General features: G+C 70.4%; 16 protein-coding genes. 15 read left to right on the top strand and 1 reads right to left on the bottom strand.

The window, feature by feature from the left end:
• Window positions 1-76: 76 nt before the first annotated feature.
• On the bottom strand, window positions 77-2,275 hold the full coding sequence (locus EJ357_RS08415) for an elongation factor G-like protein EF-G2 (protein ID WP_126390180.1): 2,199 nt from the start codon (window positions 2,273-2,275) through the stop codon (window positions 77-79).
• A 277-nt stretch (window positions 2,276-2,552) separates the two neighbouring features.
• Here EJ357_RS08415 and pgsA point away from each other — a divergent pair, with 277 nt between their 5' ends.
• The 15 genes from pgsA (at window position 2,553) to EJ357_RS08335 (ending at window position 18,316) form a co-directional block, all read left to right on the top strand.
• Window positions 2,553-3,239 (top strand): phosphatidylinositol phosphate synthase, encoded by a 687-nt coding sequence (pgsA, locus tag EJ357_RS08410; protein WP_126390178.1) that lies wholly within the window; start codon window positions 2,553-2,555, stop codon window positions 3,237-3,239.
• Entirely contained in the window at window positions 3,236-4,162 is a 927-nt protein-coding gene (locus tag EJ357_RS08405) for a phosphatidylinositol mannoside acyltransferase (protein ID WP_126390177.1), read from the top strand. The genes pgsA and EJ357_RS08405 overlap by 4 nt, the downstream gene beginning before the upstream one ends.
• A complete protein-coding gene (locus EJ357_RS08400) occupies window positions 4,159-5,337 on the top strand; it encodes a glycosyltransferase family 4 protein (RefSeq protein WP_126390175.1) in 1,179 nt (392 codons plus the stop codon). Before EJ357_RS08405 ends, EJ357_RS08400 begins: the two co-directional genes overlap by 4 nt.
• 122 nt (window positions 5,338-5,459) lie before the next feature.
• Window positions 5,460-6,002 (top strand): LemA family protein, encoded by a 543-nt coding sequence (locus EJ357_RS08395; RefSeq protein ID WP_126390173.1) that lies wholly within the window; start codon window positions 5,460-5,462, stop codon window positions 6,000-6,002.
• Window positions 6,003-6,129: 127 nt separating this feature from the next.
• On the top strand, window positions 6,130-7,035 hold the full coding sequence (gene pdxS / locus EJ357_RS08390; RefSeq protein ID WP_126390171.1) for a pyridoxal 5'-phosphate synthase lyase subunit PdxS: 906 nt from the start codon (window positions 6,130-6,132) through the stop codon (window positions 7,033-7,035).
• Between the two features lie 12 nt (window positions 7,036-7,047).
• On the top strand, window positions 7,048-7,656 hold the full coding sequence (gene pdxT, locus EJ357_RS08385) for a pyridoxal 5'-phosphate synthase glutaminase subunit PdxT (protein WP_126390169.1): 609 nt from the start codon (window positions 7,048-7,050) through the stop codon (window positions 7,654-7,656).
• 48 nt (window positions 7,657-7,704) lie between these two features.
• Window positions 7,705-8,457: a YebC/PmpR family DNA-binding transcriptional regulator gene (locus EJ357_RS08380; protein WP_048581096.1), complete on the top strand. Its 753-nt coding sequence runs from the start codon at window positions 7,705-7,707 to the stop codon at window positions 8,455-8,457.
• 172 nt (window positions 8,458-8,629) lie between these two features.
• Window positions 8,630-9,169: a crossover junction endodeoxyribonuclease RuvC gene (ruvC, locus tag EJ357_RS08375; protein WP_126390167.1), complete on the top strand. Its 540-nt coding sequence runs from the start codon at window positions 8,630-8,632 to the stop codon at window positions 9,167-9,169.
• Complete coding sequence (ruvA, locus tag EJ357_RS08370; protein ID WP_126390165.1) at window positions 9,166-9,771, top strand: Holliday junction branch migration protein RuvA; 606 nt, start codon at window positions 9,166-9,168, stop codon at window positions 9,769-9,771. Before ruvC ends, ruvA begins: the two co-directional genes overlap by 4 nt.
• 95 nt (window positions 9,772-9,866) lie before the next feature.
• Window positions 9,867-10,937: a Holliday junction branch migration DNA helicase RuvB gene (gene ruvB, locus EJ357_RS08365; RefSeq protein ID WP_126390164.1), complete on the top strand. Its 1,071-nt coding sequence runs from the start codon at window positions 9,867-9,869 to the stop codon at window positions 10,935-10,937.
• A gap of 175 nt (window positions 10,938-11,112) precedes the next feature.
• Window positions 11,113-11,604: a preprotein translocase subunit YajC gene (gene yajC, locus EJ357_RS08360; RefSeq protein WP_126390162.1), complete on the top strand. Its 492-nt coding sequence runs from the start codon at window positions 11,113-11,115 to the stop codon at window positions 11,602-11,604.
• 133 nt (window positions 11,605-11,737) lie between these two features.
• Complete coding sequence (gene secD, locus EJ357_RS08355; RefSeq protein ID WP_126390160.1) at window positions 11,738-13,489, top strand: protein translocase subunit SecD; 1,752 nt, start codon at window positions 11,738-11,740, stop codon at window positions 13,487-13,489.
• A gap of 1 nt (window position 13,490) precedes the next feature.
• Complete coding sequence (secF, locus tag EJ357_RS08350) at window positions 13,491-14,615, top strand: protein translocase subunit SecF (protein ID WP_126390158.1); 1,125 nt, start codon at window positions 13,491-13,493, stop codon at window positions 14,613-14,615.
• Window positions 14,612-15,151, top strand: a complete 540-nt coding sequence (locus tag EJ357_RS08345) for an adenine phosphoribosyltransferase (RefSeq protein WP_126390156.1) — start codon at window positions 14,612-14,614, stop codon at window positions 15,149-15,151. Before secF ends, EJ357_RS08345 begins: the two co-directional genes overlap by 4 nt.
• 630 nt (window positions 15,152-15,781) lie before the next feature.
• Window positions 15,782-18,316, top strand: coding sequence for a RelA/SpoT family protein (locus EJ357_RS08335; RefSeq protein ID WP_126390152.1), 2,535 nt, complete (start codon window positions 15,782-15,784; stop codon window positions 18,314-18,316).
• Window positions 18,317-18,402 lie beyond the last annotated feature (86 nt).

Raw genomic sequence — 18,402 nt, 5'->3', positions numbered from 1 at the left:
GCGTTCCGCAAAAGCTGTTCCGCGGCGTCGGAAAACGCCACCTGGTTGTGCTCGGCCCGGTTGCGCTCGGCGCCAACTACGAGGCGTCGCGCGTCTCTTCACGAATCCTTTCCGCGACCTGCGGCGGCATCGGCTCGTGCCGCGCGTAGGAACGGCTGAAGCGTGCGGTGCCGTGCGACAGCGACCTGAGATCGACGGCGTACCGGCCGATCTCGATCTCGGGCACCTCGGCCTTGATGAGGGTGCGGCCACCGCTGGTCTGCTCGGTGCCGAGGACGCGGCCGCGTCGCCCGGACAGGTCGCTCATCACGGCGCCGACGTAGTCGTCACCGACGAGGACGGCCACCTCGGCCACCGGCTCCAGCAGATGGATCTTCACGTCGGCCGCCGCCTCCCGCAGCGCGAGCGCGCCGGCCGTCTGGAACGCGGCATCGGAGGAGTCCACGGAGTGGGCCTTGCCGTCGAGCAGGGTGACCCGGATGTCGACGAGCGGGTAGCCGGCCGCGACTCCCTTGGCCGCCTGGGCCCGTACGCCCTTCTCCACCGACGGGATGAACTGCCGGGGCACCGCGCCGCCGACGACCTTGTCGACGAACTCGATGCCCGAGCCGCCCGGCAGCGGCTCCACCTCGATCTCGCAGATCGCGTACTGCCCGTGCCCACCGGACTGCTTCACATGCCGGCCGCGGCCCGCCGACCTGCTCGCGAACGTCTCCCGCAGGGAGACCCTGTGCGGCACGACGTCGACCTGCACGCCGTAGCGGCTGCGGAGCCGTTCGAGGGCGACGTCCGCGTGCGCCTCGCCCAGGGCCCACAGCACCACCTGGTGGGTGGCCTGGTTCTGTTCGAGCCGCATGGTCGGGTCCTCGGCGACCAGCCGGGACAGGCCCTGCGACAGCTTGTCCTCGTCCGCCTTGCTGTGCGCCTGGATGGCGAGCGGCAGCAGCGGGTCCGGCATCTGCCAGGGCTCCATCAGGAGCGGGTCGTCCTTGGCGGACAGCGTGTCGCCGGTCTCCGCGCGGCTCAGCTTCGCCACGCACGCGAGGTCACCGGCGATGCAGTGGGTGAGCGTGCGCTGCTGCTTGCCGAAGGGCGCGGACAGGGCGCCGATCCGCTCGTCGACGTCGTGGTCCTCGTGGCCGCGGTCCTCCAGGCCGTGGCCGGAGACGTGCACCGTCTCGTCGGGGCGCAGGGTGCCGGAGAAGACGCGCACCATCGACACCCGGCCGACGTAGGGGTCGGACGCCGTCTTCACGACCTCCGCGACCAGCGGCCCGTCCGGATCGCACACCTTCAGCTCGCGCGGCTTGCCGTCCACGGTGGTGACCCGGGGCGCCTCGCGTTCCAGCGGTGTCGGGAAGCCCCGCGTGATCAGCTCCAGCACCTCGACCGTGCCGAGGCCCTGCCGGCCACCGTCGGACGCGGGAGCGGCGGCCAGGACAGGGAAGAACGTGCCGCGCGCGACGGCCCGCTCCAGGTCCTCGATCAGCGTCTTGACGTCGACCTGCTCGCCGCCCAGATACCGGTCCATGAGGGTCTCGTCCTCGCTCTCCGCGATGATCCCCTCGATCAGCCGGTTGCGGGCCTCCTCGAGCTCCGGCAGCTGGTCCTCGCCCGGCTCGGACTCCTTGCGCTCACCGGAGGCGTAGTCGAACAGCTTCTGCGACAGCAGCCCGGTCAGACCGGTCACGGGCGCGTGCCCGTCCGGGCCCTGCGGGCCGTGCAGCGGCAGATACAGCGGGAGCACGGCGTCGGGGTCGTCCCCGCCGAAGGCCTCCGCGCAGATCCTCGTCATCTCCTCGTAGTCGGCCCGCGCGGCCTCCAGGTGCGTGACGACGATCGCGCGGGGCATGCCGACGGCCGCGCACTCCTCCCACACCATGCGGGTCGAGCCGTCCACGCCGTCCGAGGCGGAGACGACGAAAAGGGCCGCGTCCGCCGCTCGCAGACCGGCCCTGAGTTCCCCGACGAAGTCGGCGTATCCGGGGGTGTCCAGAAGGTTGACCTTGATGCCGTCCCATTCGACAGGCACCAGGGAGAGCTGCACCGAGCGTTGCTGCCGGTGCTCGATCTCGTCGTAGTCGGAGACGGTGCCGCCGTCCTCCACGCGGCCCGCCCGGTTCACCGCCCCCGCGGTGAGCGCGAGAGCTTCCACCAGAGTCGTCTTGCCCGATCCGGAGTGGCCGACCAGCACCACATTCCGTACGGACGCGGGGTGGTCGGCCGCTGTAGCCCTGCCGGCGGCTCCGGGGTGTGCGTTCGCCTTGTCGCCCATGATCCTGCCTCCCGTGCACGGTGAGGTCACTGTGGGCGCGGACATGCGGATCCGCGTGCGATGGCGGCTCCGGTGACGCCCGCGGTCCTTCGAGCTTTCCACTCCCGTCACGGTGCGTCCATACGGCAGACGCGATCGCGCCGTCCGGCCGTGGTGGACCGAGCTGCCCGAGCCCAGTACGAGTGCCCGGCGGTCGCACGCACGCGCGCGTGGCTACGATGGGCCAGCCGGTGGCCAGCAAGGGCCGCACGGCGCCACACCGACCCTCGGGAAGGCCATGCTGAACAAGTACGCGCGTGCATTCTTCACGCGTGTCCTCACACCGTTCGCCGCGTTTCTGATCCGGCGGGGCGTCAGCCCCGACACGGTCACGCTCATCGGTACCGCCGGTGTGGTCGCGGGCGCGCTGGTCTTCTACCCCATGGGCGAGTTCTTCTGGGGCACGGTCGTGATCACGCTGTTCGTGTTCTCCGACCTCGTCGACGGAAACATGGCCCGCCAGCTCGGCCGCTCCAGCCGCTGGGGCGCCTTCCTGGACTCCACGCTCGACCGGGTCGCCGACGGCGCGATCTTCGGTGGCTTCATCCTCTGGTACGCGGGCGGCGGCGACGACCTCGTCCTGTGCGCCGTCTCGATCTTCTGCCTGGCCAGCGGCCAGGTGGTGTCGTACACCAAGGCCCGTGGCGAATCGATCGGCCTGCCGGTCGCGGTCAACGGTCTCGTCGAGCGCGCCGAGCGCCTGGTCATCTCCCTCGTCGCGGCCGGCTTCGCGGGCCTGCACAAGTTCGGGGTACCCGGCATCCAGTACCTGCTGCCCGTCGCCCTGTGGATCGTCGCCGTCGGCAGCCTCGTCACGCTGATCCAGCGGGTCGTCACGGTCCGCCGCGAGTCGGCCGAGGCGGAGGCGGCGGCCGCGCAGGAGAAGGCGCAGAACGCCTCTCAAGGGAGCGAGGCAGCCAAGTGAGTGCCCAGGAGCGGCTCACGGACGCGCTGTACGGCCTCGGCTGGGGCACCGTCAAGAAGCTCCCCGAGCCGGTCGCCGTACGGCTCGGCCGCACCATCGCCGACCTCGCCTGGAAGCAGCGCGGCAAGGGCGTCCAGCGGCTGGAGAGCAACTACGCGCGCGTGGTGCCTGACGCGAGCCCGGAGAGGCTCGCCGAGCTCTCGCGCGCGGGCATGCGCTCGTACCTGCGCTACTGGATGGAGTCCTTCCGGCTTCCCGCCTGGAGCGCCGAGCGCGTCAAGGGCGGCTTCGACCCCAAGGACCTCCACCACCTGACCGACGGCCTGGCCGCGGGCAACGGCGTGATACTCGCCCTGCCGCACCTGGCCAACTGGGACCTCGCGGGCGCGTGGGTCACCACCAAGCTCGAGACGCCGTTCACCACGGTCGCCGAACGCCTCAAGCCCGAGACGCTCTACGACCGCTTCGTCGCCTACCGCGAGGGCCTCGGCATGGAGGTCCTGCCGCACAGCGGCGGCACCGCCTTCGGCACCCTGGCCCGCAGGCTGCGCGACGGCGGCCTGGTCTGCCTGGTCTCCGACCGCGACCTGTCCGCCTCGGGCGTCGAGGTGGACTTCTTCGGCGCCACGGCCCGCATGCCCGCGGGGCCCGCGCTGCTGGCCCAGCAGACCGGGGCGCTCCTGGTCCCGGTCACGCTCTGGTACGACGACTCACCCGTCATGAAGGGCCGCCTCCATCCCCCGATCGAGGTACCCGAGACAGGTACCCGGGCCGAGAAGACGTCTGTCATGACACAGGCGCTGGCCGATGCCTTCGCCTCGGGGATCGCCGAACATCCGGAGGACTGGCACATGCTCCAGCGCTTGTGGCTCGACGACCTGGAACCACGACCTGCCGACGGCCCGTCCGGGGAGCGCCCGTGAAGATCGGGATCGTCTGCCCGTACTCCTGGGACGTGCCGGGGGGCGTCCAGTTCCACATCCGCGACCTCGCCGAGTACTTCATCCGGTTCGGCCACGAGGTGTCCGTCCTGGCCCCCGCCGACGACGACACCCCGCTCCCGCCGTACGTGGTCTCGGCGGGCCGTGCCGTGCCGGTCCCGTACAACGGCTCGGTCGCCCGGCTGAACTTCGGCTTCCTCTCGGCGGCCCGGGTACGCCGCTGGCTGCACGACGGCCGGTTCGACGTCATCCACATCCACGAGCCGACGTCGCCGTCCCTCGGTCTGCTGACCTGCTGGGCGGCCCAGGGCCCCATCGTCGCCACCTTCCACACGTCCAACCCGCGCTCGCGGGCGATGATCGCCGCGTACTCGATCCTCCAGGCGGCCCTGGAGAAGATCAGCGCCCGGATCGCGGTGAGCGAGTACGCCCGCCGCACGCTGGTGGAACACCTGGGCGGCGACGCTGTGGTCATCCCCAACGGCGTCGACGTCGACTTCTTCGCCAAGGCCGAGCCCAACCCCGAGTGGCAGGGCGACACGATCGGCTTCATCGGCCGCATCGACGAGCCCCGCAAGGGCCTGCCGGTGCTGATGGGGGCCCTGCCGAAGATCCTCGCCGCGCGCCCGCAGACGAGGCTCCTGGTGGCGGGCCGGGGCGATGAGGAGCAGGCGGTGGAGTCTCTCCCCGCCGAGCTCCGCTCCCGCGTCGAGTTCCTCGGCATGGTCAGCGACGAGGACAAGGCCCGGTTCCTGCGCAGCATCGACCTGTACGTCGCCCCCAACACCGGCGGCGAGAGCTTCGGGATCATCCTGGTCGAGGCGATGTCGGCCGGCGCCCCGGTCCTCGCCTCGGACCTCGACGCCTTCGCCCAGGTCCTCGACCAGGGCGCGGCCGGCGAACTCTTCACCAACGAGGACGCCGACTCCCTGGCCGAGGCCGCGGTGCGCCTCCTGGAGGACCCTGCCCGCCGCGAGGAACTGCGGGAGCGGGGCAGCGTGCACGTGCGTCGCTTCGACTGGTCGACGGTCGGCGCGGACATCCTGTCGGTGTACGAGACGGTGACGGCGGGCGCGGCCGCGGTGGCGGCGGACGAACGGGCGGCCGGGGGTGGAGTGAGCGGTTTGCGGGCGAGGCTGGGGCTGGCGCGGGACTGACGAGCAGCCTGGGGCTCTCGACGCCGCTCCAGGCAATCCGGCGAGGGCCACGACAAGGCCCGGAACGAACACCGACGCCCCGAACGAACCCCGGCTGACCCGGCGGAGCTAGTCTGCCGCCCGTGACCGCAACTCTCATCTGGATCCTCGTAGCCCTCGTCGCCATCGGCCTCTACCTGAGCTGGACCGCAGGCCGCCTCGACCGGCTGCACGCCAGGATCGACGCGGCACGCGCCGCGCTCGACGCACAGCTGCTGCGCCGCGCCTCCGTGGCCCAGGAGCTGGCCACCTCCGGGGTCCTGGATCCGGCGGCGTCGATCGTGCTGTACGAGGCCGCCCACGCCGCCCGGCAGGCCGAGGAGGAGCAGCGGGAGGTCGCCGAGAGCGAGCTGAGCCAGGCGCTGCGGGCCGTGTTCGAAGAGTCCCAGCAGGTGGAGGCGGTACGGGAGGCGCCCGGGGGAGAGGAGGCGGCCCGCGAACTGACCGAGGCCGTCCGCCGGGTCCCGATGGCCCGCCGCTTCCACAACGACGCCGTACGCGCCGCCCGCGCCCTGCGCCGCCACCGCAAGGTCCGCTGGTTCCGTCTGGCCGGACACGCGCCGTTCCCGATGGCGTTCGAGATGGACGACGAGGCGCCCGTGGCACTGGCCGACAGGGCCGCCTGACCAGCACGTTCACGCCACCGGGCCGGAAAAGGATCCACCGCGTCCCCATTGGCCCTTGCAGTGGCCTGGTCCACTCCCGTTTCCTCGGTGCTTGCAGTAACCCCCTTTTCACCGAGCGAGGTCACCCGTGTCCATCTCCGAAAACCAGGCCCCCGAGACCGGCACCGCGCGCGTGAAGCGCGGCATGGCCGAGCAGCTCAAGGGCGGCGTGATCATGGACGTCGTCACGCCGGAGCAGGCGAAGATCGCCGAGGACGCGGGCGCCGTCGCCGTCATGGCCCTGGAGCGGGTCCCCGCCGACATCCGCAAGGACGGCGGCGTGGCCCGGATGTCCGACCCGGACATGATCGAGGGCATCATCGACGCCGTCTCCATCCCGGTCATGGCGAAGTCCCGCATCGGCCACTTCGTCGAGGCCCAGGTCCTGCAGTCGCTCGGCGTCGACTACATCGACGAGTCCGAGGTCCTCACCCCGGCCGACGAGGTCAACCACTCCGACAAGTGGGCCTTCACCACCCCGTTCGTCTGTGGCGCCACCAACCTGGGCGAGGCCCTGCGCCGTATCGCCGAGGGCGCGGCGATGATCCGTTCCAAGGGTGAGGCCGGCACGGGCAACGTCGTCGAGGCCGTCCGTCACCTGCGCCAGATCAAGAACGAGATCGCCCGCCTGCGCGGCTACGACAACAACGAGCTGTACGCCGCCGCCAAGGAGCTGCGCGCCCCGTACGAGCTGGTCAAGGAGGTCTCCGAGCTGGGCAAGCTCCCGGTGGTCCTCTTCTCCGCCGGTGGCGTGGCCACGCCGGCCGACGCCGCGCTCATGCGCCAGCTCGGCGCCGAGGGCGTCTTCGTCGGCTCCGGCATCTTCAAGTCCGGCGACCCGGCCAAGCGCGCCGCCGCCATCGTGAAGGCGACCACCTTCTACGACGACCCGAAGATCATCGCGGACGCGTCCCGCAACCTCGGCGAGGCCATGGTCGGCATCAACTGCGACACCCTCCCCGAGGCCGAGCGCTACGCCAACCGCGGCTGGTAAGGCACTGCATCCATGAGCAACACCCCCGTCATAGGCGTCCTGGCCCTCCAGGGCGACGTACGGGAGCACCTCATCGCCCTGGCCGCGGCCGACGCCGTGGCCAGGCCGGTGCGGCGCCCCGAAGAGCTCGCCGAGGTCGATGGCCTGGTCATCCCCGGCGGCGAGTCCACGACCATCTCCAAGCTGGCCATCCTGTTCGGCGTGATGGAGCCGCTACGCGCGCGCGTGCGGGCCGGTATGCCCGTCTACGGCACCTGCGCCGGCATGATCATGCTCGCCGACAAGATCCTCGACCCGCGCTCGGGTCAGGAGACGATCGGCGGCATCGACATGATCGTGCGCCGCAACGCCTTCGGACGTCAGAACGAGTCCTTCGAGGCAGCGGTCGACATCAACGGCGTAGACGGCGATCCTGTGGAGGGGGTCTTCATCCGCGCCCCCTGGGTCGAGTCCGTCGGCGCCGAGGCCGAGGTCCTCGCCGAGCACGAAGGCCACATCGTCGCGGTCCGTCAGGGCAACGCGCTGGCCACGTCGTTCCACCCGGAACTGACCGGCGACCACCGCGTGCACGGCCTGTTCGTCGACATGGTGCGCGCGAACCGGACAGCGGAGTCCTTGTAGGATCTCTGGCGTTCGTTCATAGATGGGTTACGCGAAGGAGACAGGCAGATGTCCGGCCACTCTAAATGGGCCACGACGAAGCACAAGAAGGCCGTGATCGACGCCAAGCGCGGCAAGCTCTTCGCGAAGCTGATCAAGAACATCGAGGTCGCGGCGCGCATGGGCGGCGTCGACCTGGAGGGCAACCCGACGCTCTACGACGCCGTCCAGAAGGCGAAGAAGCAGTCGGTCCCCAACAAGAACATCGACTCCGCGATCAAGCGCGGTGGCGGTCTCGAGGCCGGTGGCGCCGACTACGAGACGATCATGTACGAGGGCTACGGTCCCAACGGCGTCGCGGTGCTCATCGAGTGCCTCACCGACAACCGCAACCGTGCCGCCTCCGACGTCCGCGTCGCCATGACCCGCAACGGCGGCAACATGGCCGACCCGGGCTCGGTGTCGTACATGTTCAGCCGCAAGGGCGTCGTCATCGTCCCCAAGGGCGAGCTGACCGAGGACGACGTCCTGGGTGCCGTCCTGGACGCGGGCGCCGAAGAGGTCAACGACCTCGGTGAGTCCTTCGAGGTCATCAGCGAGGCCACCGACCTGGTCGCGGTGCGCACCGCCCTCCAGGAGGCCGGCATCGACTACGACTCCGCCGACTCCAGCTTCGTGCCGTCCGTTCAGGTCGAGCTCGACGAGGAGGGCGCGAAGAAGATCTTCAAGCTGATCGACGCTCTCGAGGACAGCGACGACGTCCAGAACGTCTTCGCCAACTTCGACGTCAGCGACGAGATCATGGAGAAGGTCGACGCGTAACGCTGCCGCGAGCTGAGCGGACACAGCTGCTCAACGGGCCGACGGGGCACACCCGTCGGCCCGTCGCTTTGCCGGGCGTTGTTGAGCGGCGTTGTCGGTGGCACCCGATAGCCTGCACGAACTGGGGGTACCGCCCGGCGAAGCCGGCGGAGAGCGAAGGGAGGGCGCGCGGGTGCGTGTACTGGGGGTGGACCCGGGGCTGACGCGATGCGGTGTCGGCGTGGTCGAAGGCGTCGCCGGACGCCCGCTCACCATGCTCGGCGTCGGCGTCGTGCGCACGCCCGCGGACGCCGAGTTGGGACACCGCCTCGTCGCCATCGAGCAGGGCATCGAGCAGTGGCTGGACGAGCACCGGCCCGAATACGTCGCCGTGGAGCGGGTGTTCAGCCAGCACAACGTCCGTACGGTGATGGGCACCGCCCAGGCCAGCGCCGTCGCCATGCTCTGCGCCGCGCGCCGCGGCATCCCCGTCGCCCTGCACACCCCCAGCGAGGTGAAGGCCGCCGTCACCGGATCCGGCCGCGCCGACAAGGCCCAGGTCGGTGCCATGGTCACCCGCCTGCTGCGGCTCAGCGCCCCGCCCAAGCCGGCCGACGCCGCCGACGCCCTCGCGCTCGCCATCTGCCACATCTGGCGCGCCCCCGCGCAGAACCGACTCCAGCAGGCCGTCGCCCTGCACACCGCCAAAGCACCGAAAGGCCGTACGGCATGATCGCCTTCGTCAGCGGCACAGTGGCCGCACTCGCTCCGGACGCCGCGGTCGTCGAGGTGGGCGGGGTCGGCATGGCCGTCCAGTGCACCCCGAACACCCTGTCCACCCTGCGCCTCGGCAGGCCCGCCAAGCTGCACACCTCGCTGGTGGTCCGCGAGGACTCGCTGACGCTGTACGGCTTCGCGGACGACGACGAACGCCAGACCTTCGAGCTGCTCCAGACCGCGAGCGGGGTCGGCCCCCGCCTGGCCCAGGCGATGCTGGCGGTGCACTCGCCCGACGCCCTGCGCAGAGCCGTGGCGACCGCCGACGAGAAGTCCCTCACCGCCGTCCCCGGCATCGGCAAGAAGGGCGCCCAGAAACTGCTCCTGGAGCTGAAGGACCGCCTGGGCGAACCGATCGGCGCGCCCGCCGTCGGCGCCCCGGTCACTCAGGGCTGGCGCGACCAACTGCACGCCGCCCTGATCGGCCTCGGATACGCGACGCGTGAGGCGGACGAGGCGGTCACCGCCGTGGCCCCGCAGGCCGAAGCGGCCGAGGGCGCACCACAGGTGGGCCAGTTGCTGAAGGCGGCGCTGCAGACCCTCAACAGAGCGCGCTGACCGACCGGCGCCCCGGAAGGGCCCCCGGGCCCCGCTCCCGGGGAGCGCCTCGATCCTCGAACGACCACCCGACCGCGACCCGCGAGGCACACTCAATGAACTGGGACGACACGACCGACGCGACCGCCGCCGAGCGGCTCGTCGGCCCGTCCGCCGACCGTGAGGACCAGGCCGTCGAGGCCGCGCTGCGCCCGAAGGACCTGGGCGAGTTCATCGGCCAGGAGAAGGTCCGCGAACAGCTCGACCTCGTCCTGCGCGCCGCACGCGCGCGTGGCGCCACCGCCGACCATGTGCTGCTCTCCGGCGCCCCCGGCCTCGGCAAGACGACCCTCTCGATGATCATCGCGGCCGAGATGGGCGCCCCCATCCGCATCACCAGCGGCCCCGCCATCCAGCACGCCGGCGATCTCGCCGCGATCCTCTCCTCCCTGCAGGAGGGCGAGGTCCTCTTCCTCGACGAGATCCACCGCATGTCCCGGCCCGCCGAGGAGATGCTGTACATGGCGATGGAGGACTTCCGTGTCGACGTGATCGTCGGCAAGGGGCCGGGCGCCACCGCCATCCCGCTCGAACTGCCCCCGTTCACCCTGGTCGGCGCCACCACGCGCGCGGGCCTGCTGCCGCCCCCGCTGCGCGACCGCTTCGGCTTCACCGCGCACATGGAGTTCTACGAGCCCGCCGAGCTGGAGCGCGTCATCCACCGCTCCGCGAACCTCCTCGACGTCGAGATCGAGGCCGACGGCGCCGCCGAGATCGCCGGCCGCTCGCGCGGCACGCCCCGTATCGCCAACCGCCTGCTGCGCCGCGTCCGCGACTACGCCCAGGTCAAGGCGGACGGGATCATCAACAGGGACATCGCCGAGGCCGCCCTCGCCGTGTACGAGGTCGACGCCCGCGGTCTGGACCGCCTCGACCGCGGCGTCCTGGAGGCCCTGCTGAAGCTGTTCGGCGGCGGACCGGTCGGCCTGTCCACGCTCGCCGTCGCGGTGGGGGAGGAGCGCGAGACCGTCGAGGAGGTCGCCGAACCCTTCCTCGTACGGGAGGGCCTGCTCGCCCGTACTCCGCGCGGCCGAGTCGCCACTCCCGCCGCATGGGCGCATCTCGGCCTCACCCCGCCCCGCTCGTCAGCTGCGGGAAACGGACAACAGGACCTGTTCGGGGCGTGACGACAACGTGACGGCGAGCTCTGTGGCCCGAGGGGGAACCCCGGTGCCATGCTGAGCGTTGTTCCATGCGCGGAGACTCGCTTAGACTCCGCCGATGCCGCCGTTGTCGGCGGCACACATACCCCCAACCATCAGGCCGCTCACCATCGCGGTCGTGTGAAGGAAGTTCCGACCCGTGAGTCTCGTGACCCTCCTCCCGTTCATCGTGCTCATCGGGGCCATGTTCCTGATGACCCGGTCGGCCAAGAAGAAGCAGCAGCAGGCCGCCGACATGCGGAACCAGATGCAGCCCGGATCCGGTGTCCGCACCATCGGGGGCATGTACGCCACGGTCAAGGAGGTCAGCGACGACACCGTCCTCGTTGACGCCGGCCCGGGCGTGGAGCTCCTCTTCGCCAAGAACGCGATCGGTGCCGTCCTCTCCGACGACGAGTACAACCGCATCGTGCACGGCATCGAGCACGACCTGAAGTCCGACGTCGTCCCGGACGACGCCTCCTCCCTCACCGAGACCGACGAGTCCGCCGCTGCCGCCGCCTCCGACGACGAGCCCGTCGACTTCGCCAAGAAGGACGAGAAGGACGAGGAGTCCTCCGACGACGCCGTGGCCGCCGAGGCCAAGGCGGACGAGCCGAAGAAGACCGACGGCGACTCCGAGGCGAAGTAGCCATGTGCCGGGGCGCGCGGGCCATGCCTGCGCGCCCCCGGGCATGCCGATCTCGCACGGGGATCCCTACACCATGTCATGGCCGTCCGTCCGCTGATCCGGAGCGAGGCGGCCCGAGAGGGAGTACGAGAAGGTGGCAGCACCTAAGAAGGGCCGGAGCGCGAGCGCCCAGAGCAAGCCGGGGCGCTCGCTGGCCCTCATCCTGATCGCCATCGCGGCGCTCACCGGAGGGATGTTCGCCGCGGGGCACACCACTCCGCGTCTTGGCATCGACCTCGCCGGCGGCACGAGCATCACGCTCCGTGCGGAAGCGGAGCCCGGCCAGGAATCCGCGATCAACAAGACCAACATGAACACCGCCGTCCAGATCATGGAGCGGCGTGTCAACGGTCTGGGCGTCTCCGAGGCCGAGGTACAGACCCAGGGCGATCGCAACATCATCGTCAACATCCCCAAGGGCACGAACTCCAAGCAGGCCCGGGACCAGGTCGGCACCACCGCCAAGCTCTACTTCCGCCCGGTCATCGCCACGGAGGTCTCCGGCGGCGACGCCGCGGCCACCCCCTCGCCGAGCGCCTCCAGCAGCGCGTCGGGCGACTCCACCGACAAGGCGACGGACAAGGCGACCCCCTCCGGCTCGGCCAGCCCCTCGGCGACCTCCACCACGCAGGGCCGCGCGGTCACCGACGCGTTGAAGGCCGACTCCACGCCGTCCACGAGCGCCTCCTCCAGTGCCTCCCCGGCGGCGAGCAGCAGCCCCACCGGTGACACGGACAGCGGCAAGCTCGAAGCGCAGTACGCCGCGCTGAACTGCACCAACGAGCAGGCCCGCGCCAAGGCCGGTGACGGCGCCAAGCCCACCGACTCCACCGTCGCCTGCGGTCAGAACTCGCAGGGCCAGTGGCAGAAGTACATCCTCGGCCCCGCCGAGGTCGACGGCACCGACGTCGACGAGGCCAAGGCCGTCTTCAACACGCAGAGCGGCGCCGGCTGGACCGTGACCATGGACTTCACGTCCGACGGCCGCAAGAAGTTCGCCGCCATCACCGGCAAGCTCGCCCAGAAGCAGCAGCCGCAGAACCAGTTCGCCATCGTCCTGGACAACGACGTCGTCTCCGACCCGTTCGTCCGCGAGGCGCTGACCGGCGGCAACGCCGAGATCTCCGGCAACTTCAACCAGGAGTCGGCCGAGAGCCTCGCCAACATGCTGTCGTACGGCGCCCTGCCGCTCTCCTTCAGCGAGGACAGCGTCACCACGGTGACCGCCGCGCTCGGCGGCGAGCAGCTCAAGGCCGGTCTGATCGCGGGCGCGATCGGTCTCGCCCTGGTCATCATCTACCTGGTGGTCTACTACCGCGGTCTGTCGATCATCGCGATCCTTTCGCTGCTGGTCTCCGCGGCCCTGACGTACACGATCATGTCGCTGCTCGGCCCGACCATCGGGTTCGCGCTGAACCTGCCGGCCGTCTGTGGTGCCATCGTCGCCATCGGTATCACCGCGGACTCGTTCATCGTGTACTTCGAACGCGTCCGCGACGAGATCCGCGAGGGCCGCTCCCTGCGCCCCGCCGTCGAGCGGGCCTGGCCGCGCGCCCGGCGCACCATCCTGGTCTCCGACTTCGTCTCGTTCCTCGCCGCCGCCGTGCTGTTCATCGTCACCGTCGGCAAGGTCCAGGGCTTCGCGTTCACGCTCGGCCTGACCACCCTGCTCGACGTCGTCGTCGTGTTCCTGTTCACCAAGCCGCTGCTCACGATCCTGGCCCGCACCAAGTTCTTCGGTGGCGGCCACCCCTGGTCCGGCCTCGATCCGAAGCGACTGGGTGCCAGGCCGCCGCTGCGCCGCACCCGCCGTCCCTCCGCCCCCATCGAGACGAAGGAGGCGTGAGATGTCGAAGCTCGGCAACCTCGGCGCCCGACTGCACCGTGGCGAGGTCGGCTACGACTTCGTCGGCAACCGCAAGATCTGGTACAGCGTCTCCATCCTGATCACCATCACGGCGATCGTCGGCCTGGCGGTGCTCGGCCTGAACAGGGGCATCGAGTTCCAGGGCGGAGCGGTCTTCAACACCCCGAAGACCGACGTCTCGGTGGCCCAGGCCCAGGAGTACGCGGAAGAGGCGTCCGGCCACGACGCGATCGTCCAGAAGCTCGGCAGCGGCGATGACGCCAAGCTGCGCATCCAGGTCGCGGGCATCGACACCGCCCAGGCCGACAAGGTCTCGGCGGAGCTGGCCGAGAAGCTCGGCGTCGCGGAGAAGGACGTCACCGGCGAACTGGTCGGTCCCAGCTGGGGTGAGCAGATCGCCACCAAGGCCTGGCAGGGCCTCGGCATCTTCCTGGTCCTCGTGGTGATCTATCTGGCGATCGCCTTCGAGTGGCGCATGGCGCTCGCCGCGTTCGTCGCCCTGATCCACGACATCACCATCACGGTCGGCATCTACGCTCTCGTCGGCTTCGAGGTCACGCCGGGCACCGTGATCGGTCTGCTGACCATCCTCGGTTACTCGCTCTACGACACGGTCGTCGTCTTCGACAGCCTCAAGGAGCAGACGAAGGACATCACCAAGCAGACCCGCTGGACCTACAGCGACGTCGCCAACCGCTCGATCAACAGCACCCTGGTCCGCTCCATCAACACCACGGTGGTCGCGCTGCTGCCGGTGGCGGGCCTGCTGTTCATCGGTGGCGGCTTCCTCGGCGCCGGCATGCTCAACGACATCTCGCTGTCGCTGTTCGTCGGCCTCGCGGCCGGTGCGTACTCCTCGATCTTCATCGCCACGCCGCTCGTCGCCGACCTCAAGGAGCGCGAGCCGCAGATGAAGGCCCTGAGGAAGCGCGTGCTCGCCAAGCGCGCACAGTCCGCCACGCAGGGCGAGTCCCAGGACGCCCCGGTCGACGACGAGTCGCTCGTCGACGAGCCGGAGGACGCCGCCCCCGCGGTCGTCGGCCCCCGCAACCAGCCCGCGTCCCGCGGCCGGGGCCGTGGCCGACCCTCCGGGAAGCGCCGATGACCGAGATCAGGGAACTCCTGCTGAGCCGTATCCGCGACGTCGCGGACTACCCGGAGCCGGGCGTGATGTTCAAGGACATCACCCCGCTCCTGGCGGACCCGGCGGCGTTCACGGCGCTCACCGACGCGCTCGCCGAGATCGCCGGGAACGCCGGTGCCACGAAGATCGTCGGTCTGGAGGCCCGGGGCTTCATCCTCGGAGCGCCGGTCGCGGTCCGCGCGGGCGTCGGCTTCATCCCCGTACGCAAGGCGGGCAAGCTCCCCGGGGCGACGCTCAGCCAGGCGTACGACCTGGAGTACGGCTCCGCCGAGATCGAGGTGCACGCCGAGGACCTGACCGGCGGTGACCGCGTCCTGGTCATCGACGACGTCCTGGCGACCGGCGGCACCGCCGAGGCCTCGATCCAGCTGATCCGCCGGGCTGGCGCCGAGGTGGCCGGCCTGGCCGTCCTGATGGAGCTGGGCTTCCTGGGCGGCCGAGCCCGCCTGGCACCAGCACTGGACGGAGCCCCGCTGGAGTCGCTGCTCACGGTCTGAGCCCGGCAGCCCACGCGAGGCCTCGACCTCCGCGCGGGGTTTCCCCACCGCAGCACCAGATGCCGCGCGCCTGATACGTCAGGTGCGCGGCATCTGTGCGTCAGGGGGCCGTACCGAGTGCTGCGGCAGGGGGCGTATCTGCGCCTCAGGGGAGCGCGAAGGCGGTGCACGGTGGCGCCCCGCGCACGCGCGTACCCACCTGCCCACGTATATGCGCCAGGCGCGCCCCGCCCTCGCACACATGCCTCGAGCGCTCCCGGAACACCCCAGTGACCCCACCCACTCAATCCCACGCACCCAATCCCAGCCGCCCCGCCTCCCCGCATCACACTCTTCCCGCAAAGCGACGGCATCCAGATGGCGCGAAACCGACGGTTCACCGCACACGGTCCGCACATCGCGCAGGCCGTGCAGGACGGCCGCAGGCACGCCTCAGGGCAGTCACCGGAAGCGCTCACGCCACCTCCTGGACACGGCGAGCACGGCACCGCGGAATCCATCTGCTGCCCCTCGTGTTTCACCGGTAGACGTCCCTCACATCGGACTGAAGGCGATCCTCGGGCGCAGGATCGCTACCATGGGGTCTCCGGAGCCTGACCGGGGGACCCGGATCGCGCACGAGGAGCCCTCTTGCCAGACGAGGCCCAGCACCTGACCGCCGCCAAGCCCGAGTCCGCCTCGGCGCCCGCGGCGAAGCCCGCGCCGAACGCGCCGCACGCGAAGAACGACTCGCGCGGGACGGTCGAGCATGCCCAGTCCGCGCCCGTCGACAAGCCGGCCGAGCAGACGCGACCCAAGCCCGCACCGGCCGAGCGCCCCGTGAACCCGCCCGCGGCCCGTCCGTCCGCCGGCCAGCCGGCCCGCTCCGGATCCTCCAACCGCGTCCGCGCCCGGCTCGCCCGTCTCGGCGTCCAGCGCTCCAACCCGTACAACCCGGTGCTGGAGCCGTTGCTGCGCATAGTCCGCAGCAACGACCCGAAGATCGAGACGGCCACGCTCCGCCAGATCGAGAAGGCCTACCAGGTCGCCGAGCGCTGGCACCGCGGCCAGAAGCGCAAGAGCGGCGACCCGTACATCACCCACCCGCTCGCGGTGACCACGATCCTCGCCGAGCTGGGTATGGATCCGGCCACTCTGATGGCAGGCCTGCTGCACGACACCGTCGAGGACACCGAGTACGGCCTCGACCAGCTCCGCCGCGACTTCGGCGACTCCGTCGCGCTGCTCGTCGACGGCGTGACCAAGCTGGACAAGGTCAAGTTCGGCGAGGCCGCGCAGGCCGAGACCGTGCGCAAGATGGTCGTCGCCATGGCCAAGGACCCGCGCGTCCTGGTCATCAAGCTCGCCGACCGTCTGCACAACATGCGCACCATGCGTTACCTCAAGCGCGAGAAGCAGGAGAAGAAGGCGCGCGAGACGCTGGAGATCTACGCGCCGCTCGCCCATCGCCTCGGCATGAACACCATCAAGTGGGAGCTGGAGGACCTCGCCTTCGCGATCCTCTACCCCAAGATGTACGACGAGATCGTACGGCTGGTGGCCGAGCGGGCACCGAAGCGTGACGAGTATCTGGCCATAGTGACCGACGAGGTCCAGCAGGACCTGCGCGCCGCCCGCATCAAGGCGACCGTCACCGGCCGCCCGAAGCACTACTACAGCGTCTACCAGAAGATGATCGTGCGCGGCCGTGACTTCGCGGAGATCTACGACCTGGTGGGCATCCGCGTCCTTGTGGACACCGTCCGCGACTGCTACGCCGCCCTCGGCACCGTGCACGCGCGATGGAACCCGGTCCCCGGCCGGTTCAAGGACTACATCGCGATGCCCAAGTTCAACATGTACCAGTCGCTGCACACGACGGTCATCGGCCCGAACGGCAAGCCGGTCGAACTCCAGATCCGCACGTTCGACATGCACCGCCGCGCCGAGTACGGCATCGCCGCGCACTGGAAGTACAAGCAGGAGGCCGTCGCCGGTGCCTCCAAGGTCCGCACCGACGTGCCCAAGGCCGGCAAGGACAAGGACGCCATCAATGACATGGCGTGGCTGCGGCAGCTCCTCGACTGGCAGAAGGAGACCGAGGACCCCAGCGAGTTCCTGGAGTCCCTGCGCTTCGACCTCTCGCGCAACGAGGTCTTCGTCTTCACCCCGAAGGGCGACGTCATAGCGCTCCCGGCGGGCGCCACCCCGGTGGACTTCGCGTACGCCGTCCACACCGAGGTCGGCCACCGCACGATAGGCGCGAGGGTCAACGGACGCCTGGTTCCGCTCGAATCCACCCTGGACAACGGCGACCTGGTCGAGGTCTTCACCTCGAAGGCGGCCGGCGCGGGCCCCTCCCGCGACTGGCTCGGCTTCGTGAAGTCGCCGCGCGCCCGCAACAAGATCCGGGCATGGTTCTCCAAGGAGCGCCGCGACGAGGCGATCGAGCAGGGCAAGGACGCGATCGTCCGCGCGATGCGCAAGCAGAACCTGCCGATCCAGCGCATCCTGACCGGCGACTCGCTGGTCACGCTCGCGCACGAGATGCGCTACCCGGACATCTCCGCGCTGTACGCGGCGATCGGCGAGGGCCATGTCTCCGCCCAGAGCGTCGTACAGAAGCTCGTCTCCGCGCTCGGCGGCGAGGAGGCCGCCACCGAGGAAATCGACGAGGCGGTCCCGCCGACCCGCACCCGCGGCCGCAAGCGCCGCTCCAGCGCCGACCCGGGCGTCATCGTCAAGGGCGTCGAGGACGTGTGGGTCAAGCTGGCCCGCTGTTGTACGCCCGTACCCGGCGACCCGATCATCGGCTTCGTCACGCGCGGTAGTGGCGTATCGGTTCACCGCAGCGACTGCGTGAACGTGGAGTCACTGTCCCGTGAGCCCGAGCGCATCCTCGAGGTCGAGTGGGCGCCCACCCAGTCCTCGGTCTTCCTGGTCGCCATCCAGGTCGAGGCCCTCGACCGCTCCCGGCTCCTCTCCGACGTCACCCGCGTCCTGTCCGACCAGCACGTCAACATCCTCTCCGCGGCCGTCCAGACCTCCCGCGACCGCGTCGCCACCTCCCGCTTCACCTTCGAGATGGGCGACCCGAAGCACCTCGGGCACGTCCTGAAGGCGGTCCGGGGCGTCGAGGGCGTCTACGACGTGTACCGGGTGACGTCGGCGCGCAGCCGGTCGTAGAACTCGGCGTGCGGCCGGTCGCCGCACAGCCGCACGGCATACGAGAAGGGCCCCGTACCTCGCGGTACGGGGCCCTTCTCGCAGTA

The sequence above is a fragment of the Streptomyces cyaneochromogenes genome, from assembly GCF_003963535.1.
GTDB classification, from domain to species: Bacteria; Actinomycetota; Actinomycetes; order Streptomycetales; family Streptomycetaceae; genus Streptomyces; species Streptomyces shaanxiensis.
The sequence above is the reverse complement of the archived record's forward strand: the minus strand, read 5'-3'. Positions and strand labels throughout refer to the sequence as shown.

Coding starts and splice junctions, on each gene's coding strand:
- EJ357_RS08415 (WP_126390180.1), bottom strand. CDS start 2,275: ATGGGCGACAAGGCGAACGCACACCCCGGAGCCGCCGGCAGGGCTACA.
- pgsA (WP_126390178.1), top strand. CDS start 2,553: ATGCTGAACAAGTACGCGCGTGCATTCTTCACGCGTGTCCTCACACCG.
- pdxT (WP_126390169.1), top strand. CDS start 7,048: ATGAGCAACACCCCCGTCATAGGCGTCCTGGCCCTCCAGGGCGACGTA.
- EJ357_RS08380 (WP_048581096.1), top strand. CDS start 7,705: ATGTCCGGCCACTCTAAATGGGCCACGACGAAGCACAAGAAGGCCGTG.
- ruvA (WP_126390165.1), top strand. CDS start 9,166: ATGATCGCCTTCGTCAGCGGCACAGTGGCCGCACTCGCTCCGGACGCC.
- ruvB (WP_126390164.1), top strand. CDS start 9,867: ATGAACTGGGACGACACGACCGACGCGACCGCCGCCGAGCGGCTCGTC.
- secF (WP_126390158.1), top strand. CDS start 13,491: ATGTCGAAGCTCGGCAACCTCGGCGCCCGACTGCACCGTGGCGAGGTC.
- EJ357_RS08345 (WP_126390156.1), top strand. CDS start 14,612: ATGACCGAGATCAGGGAACTCCTGCTGAGCCGTATCCGCGACGTCGCG.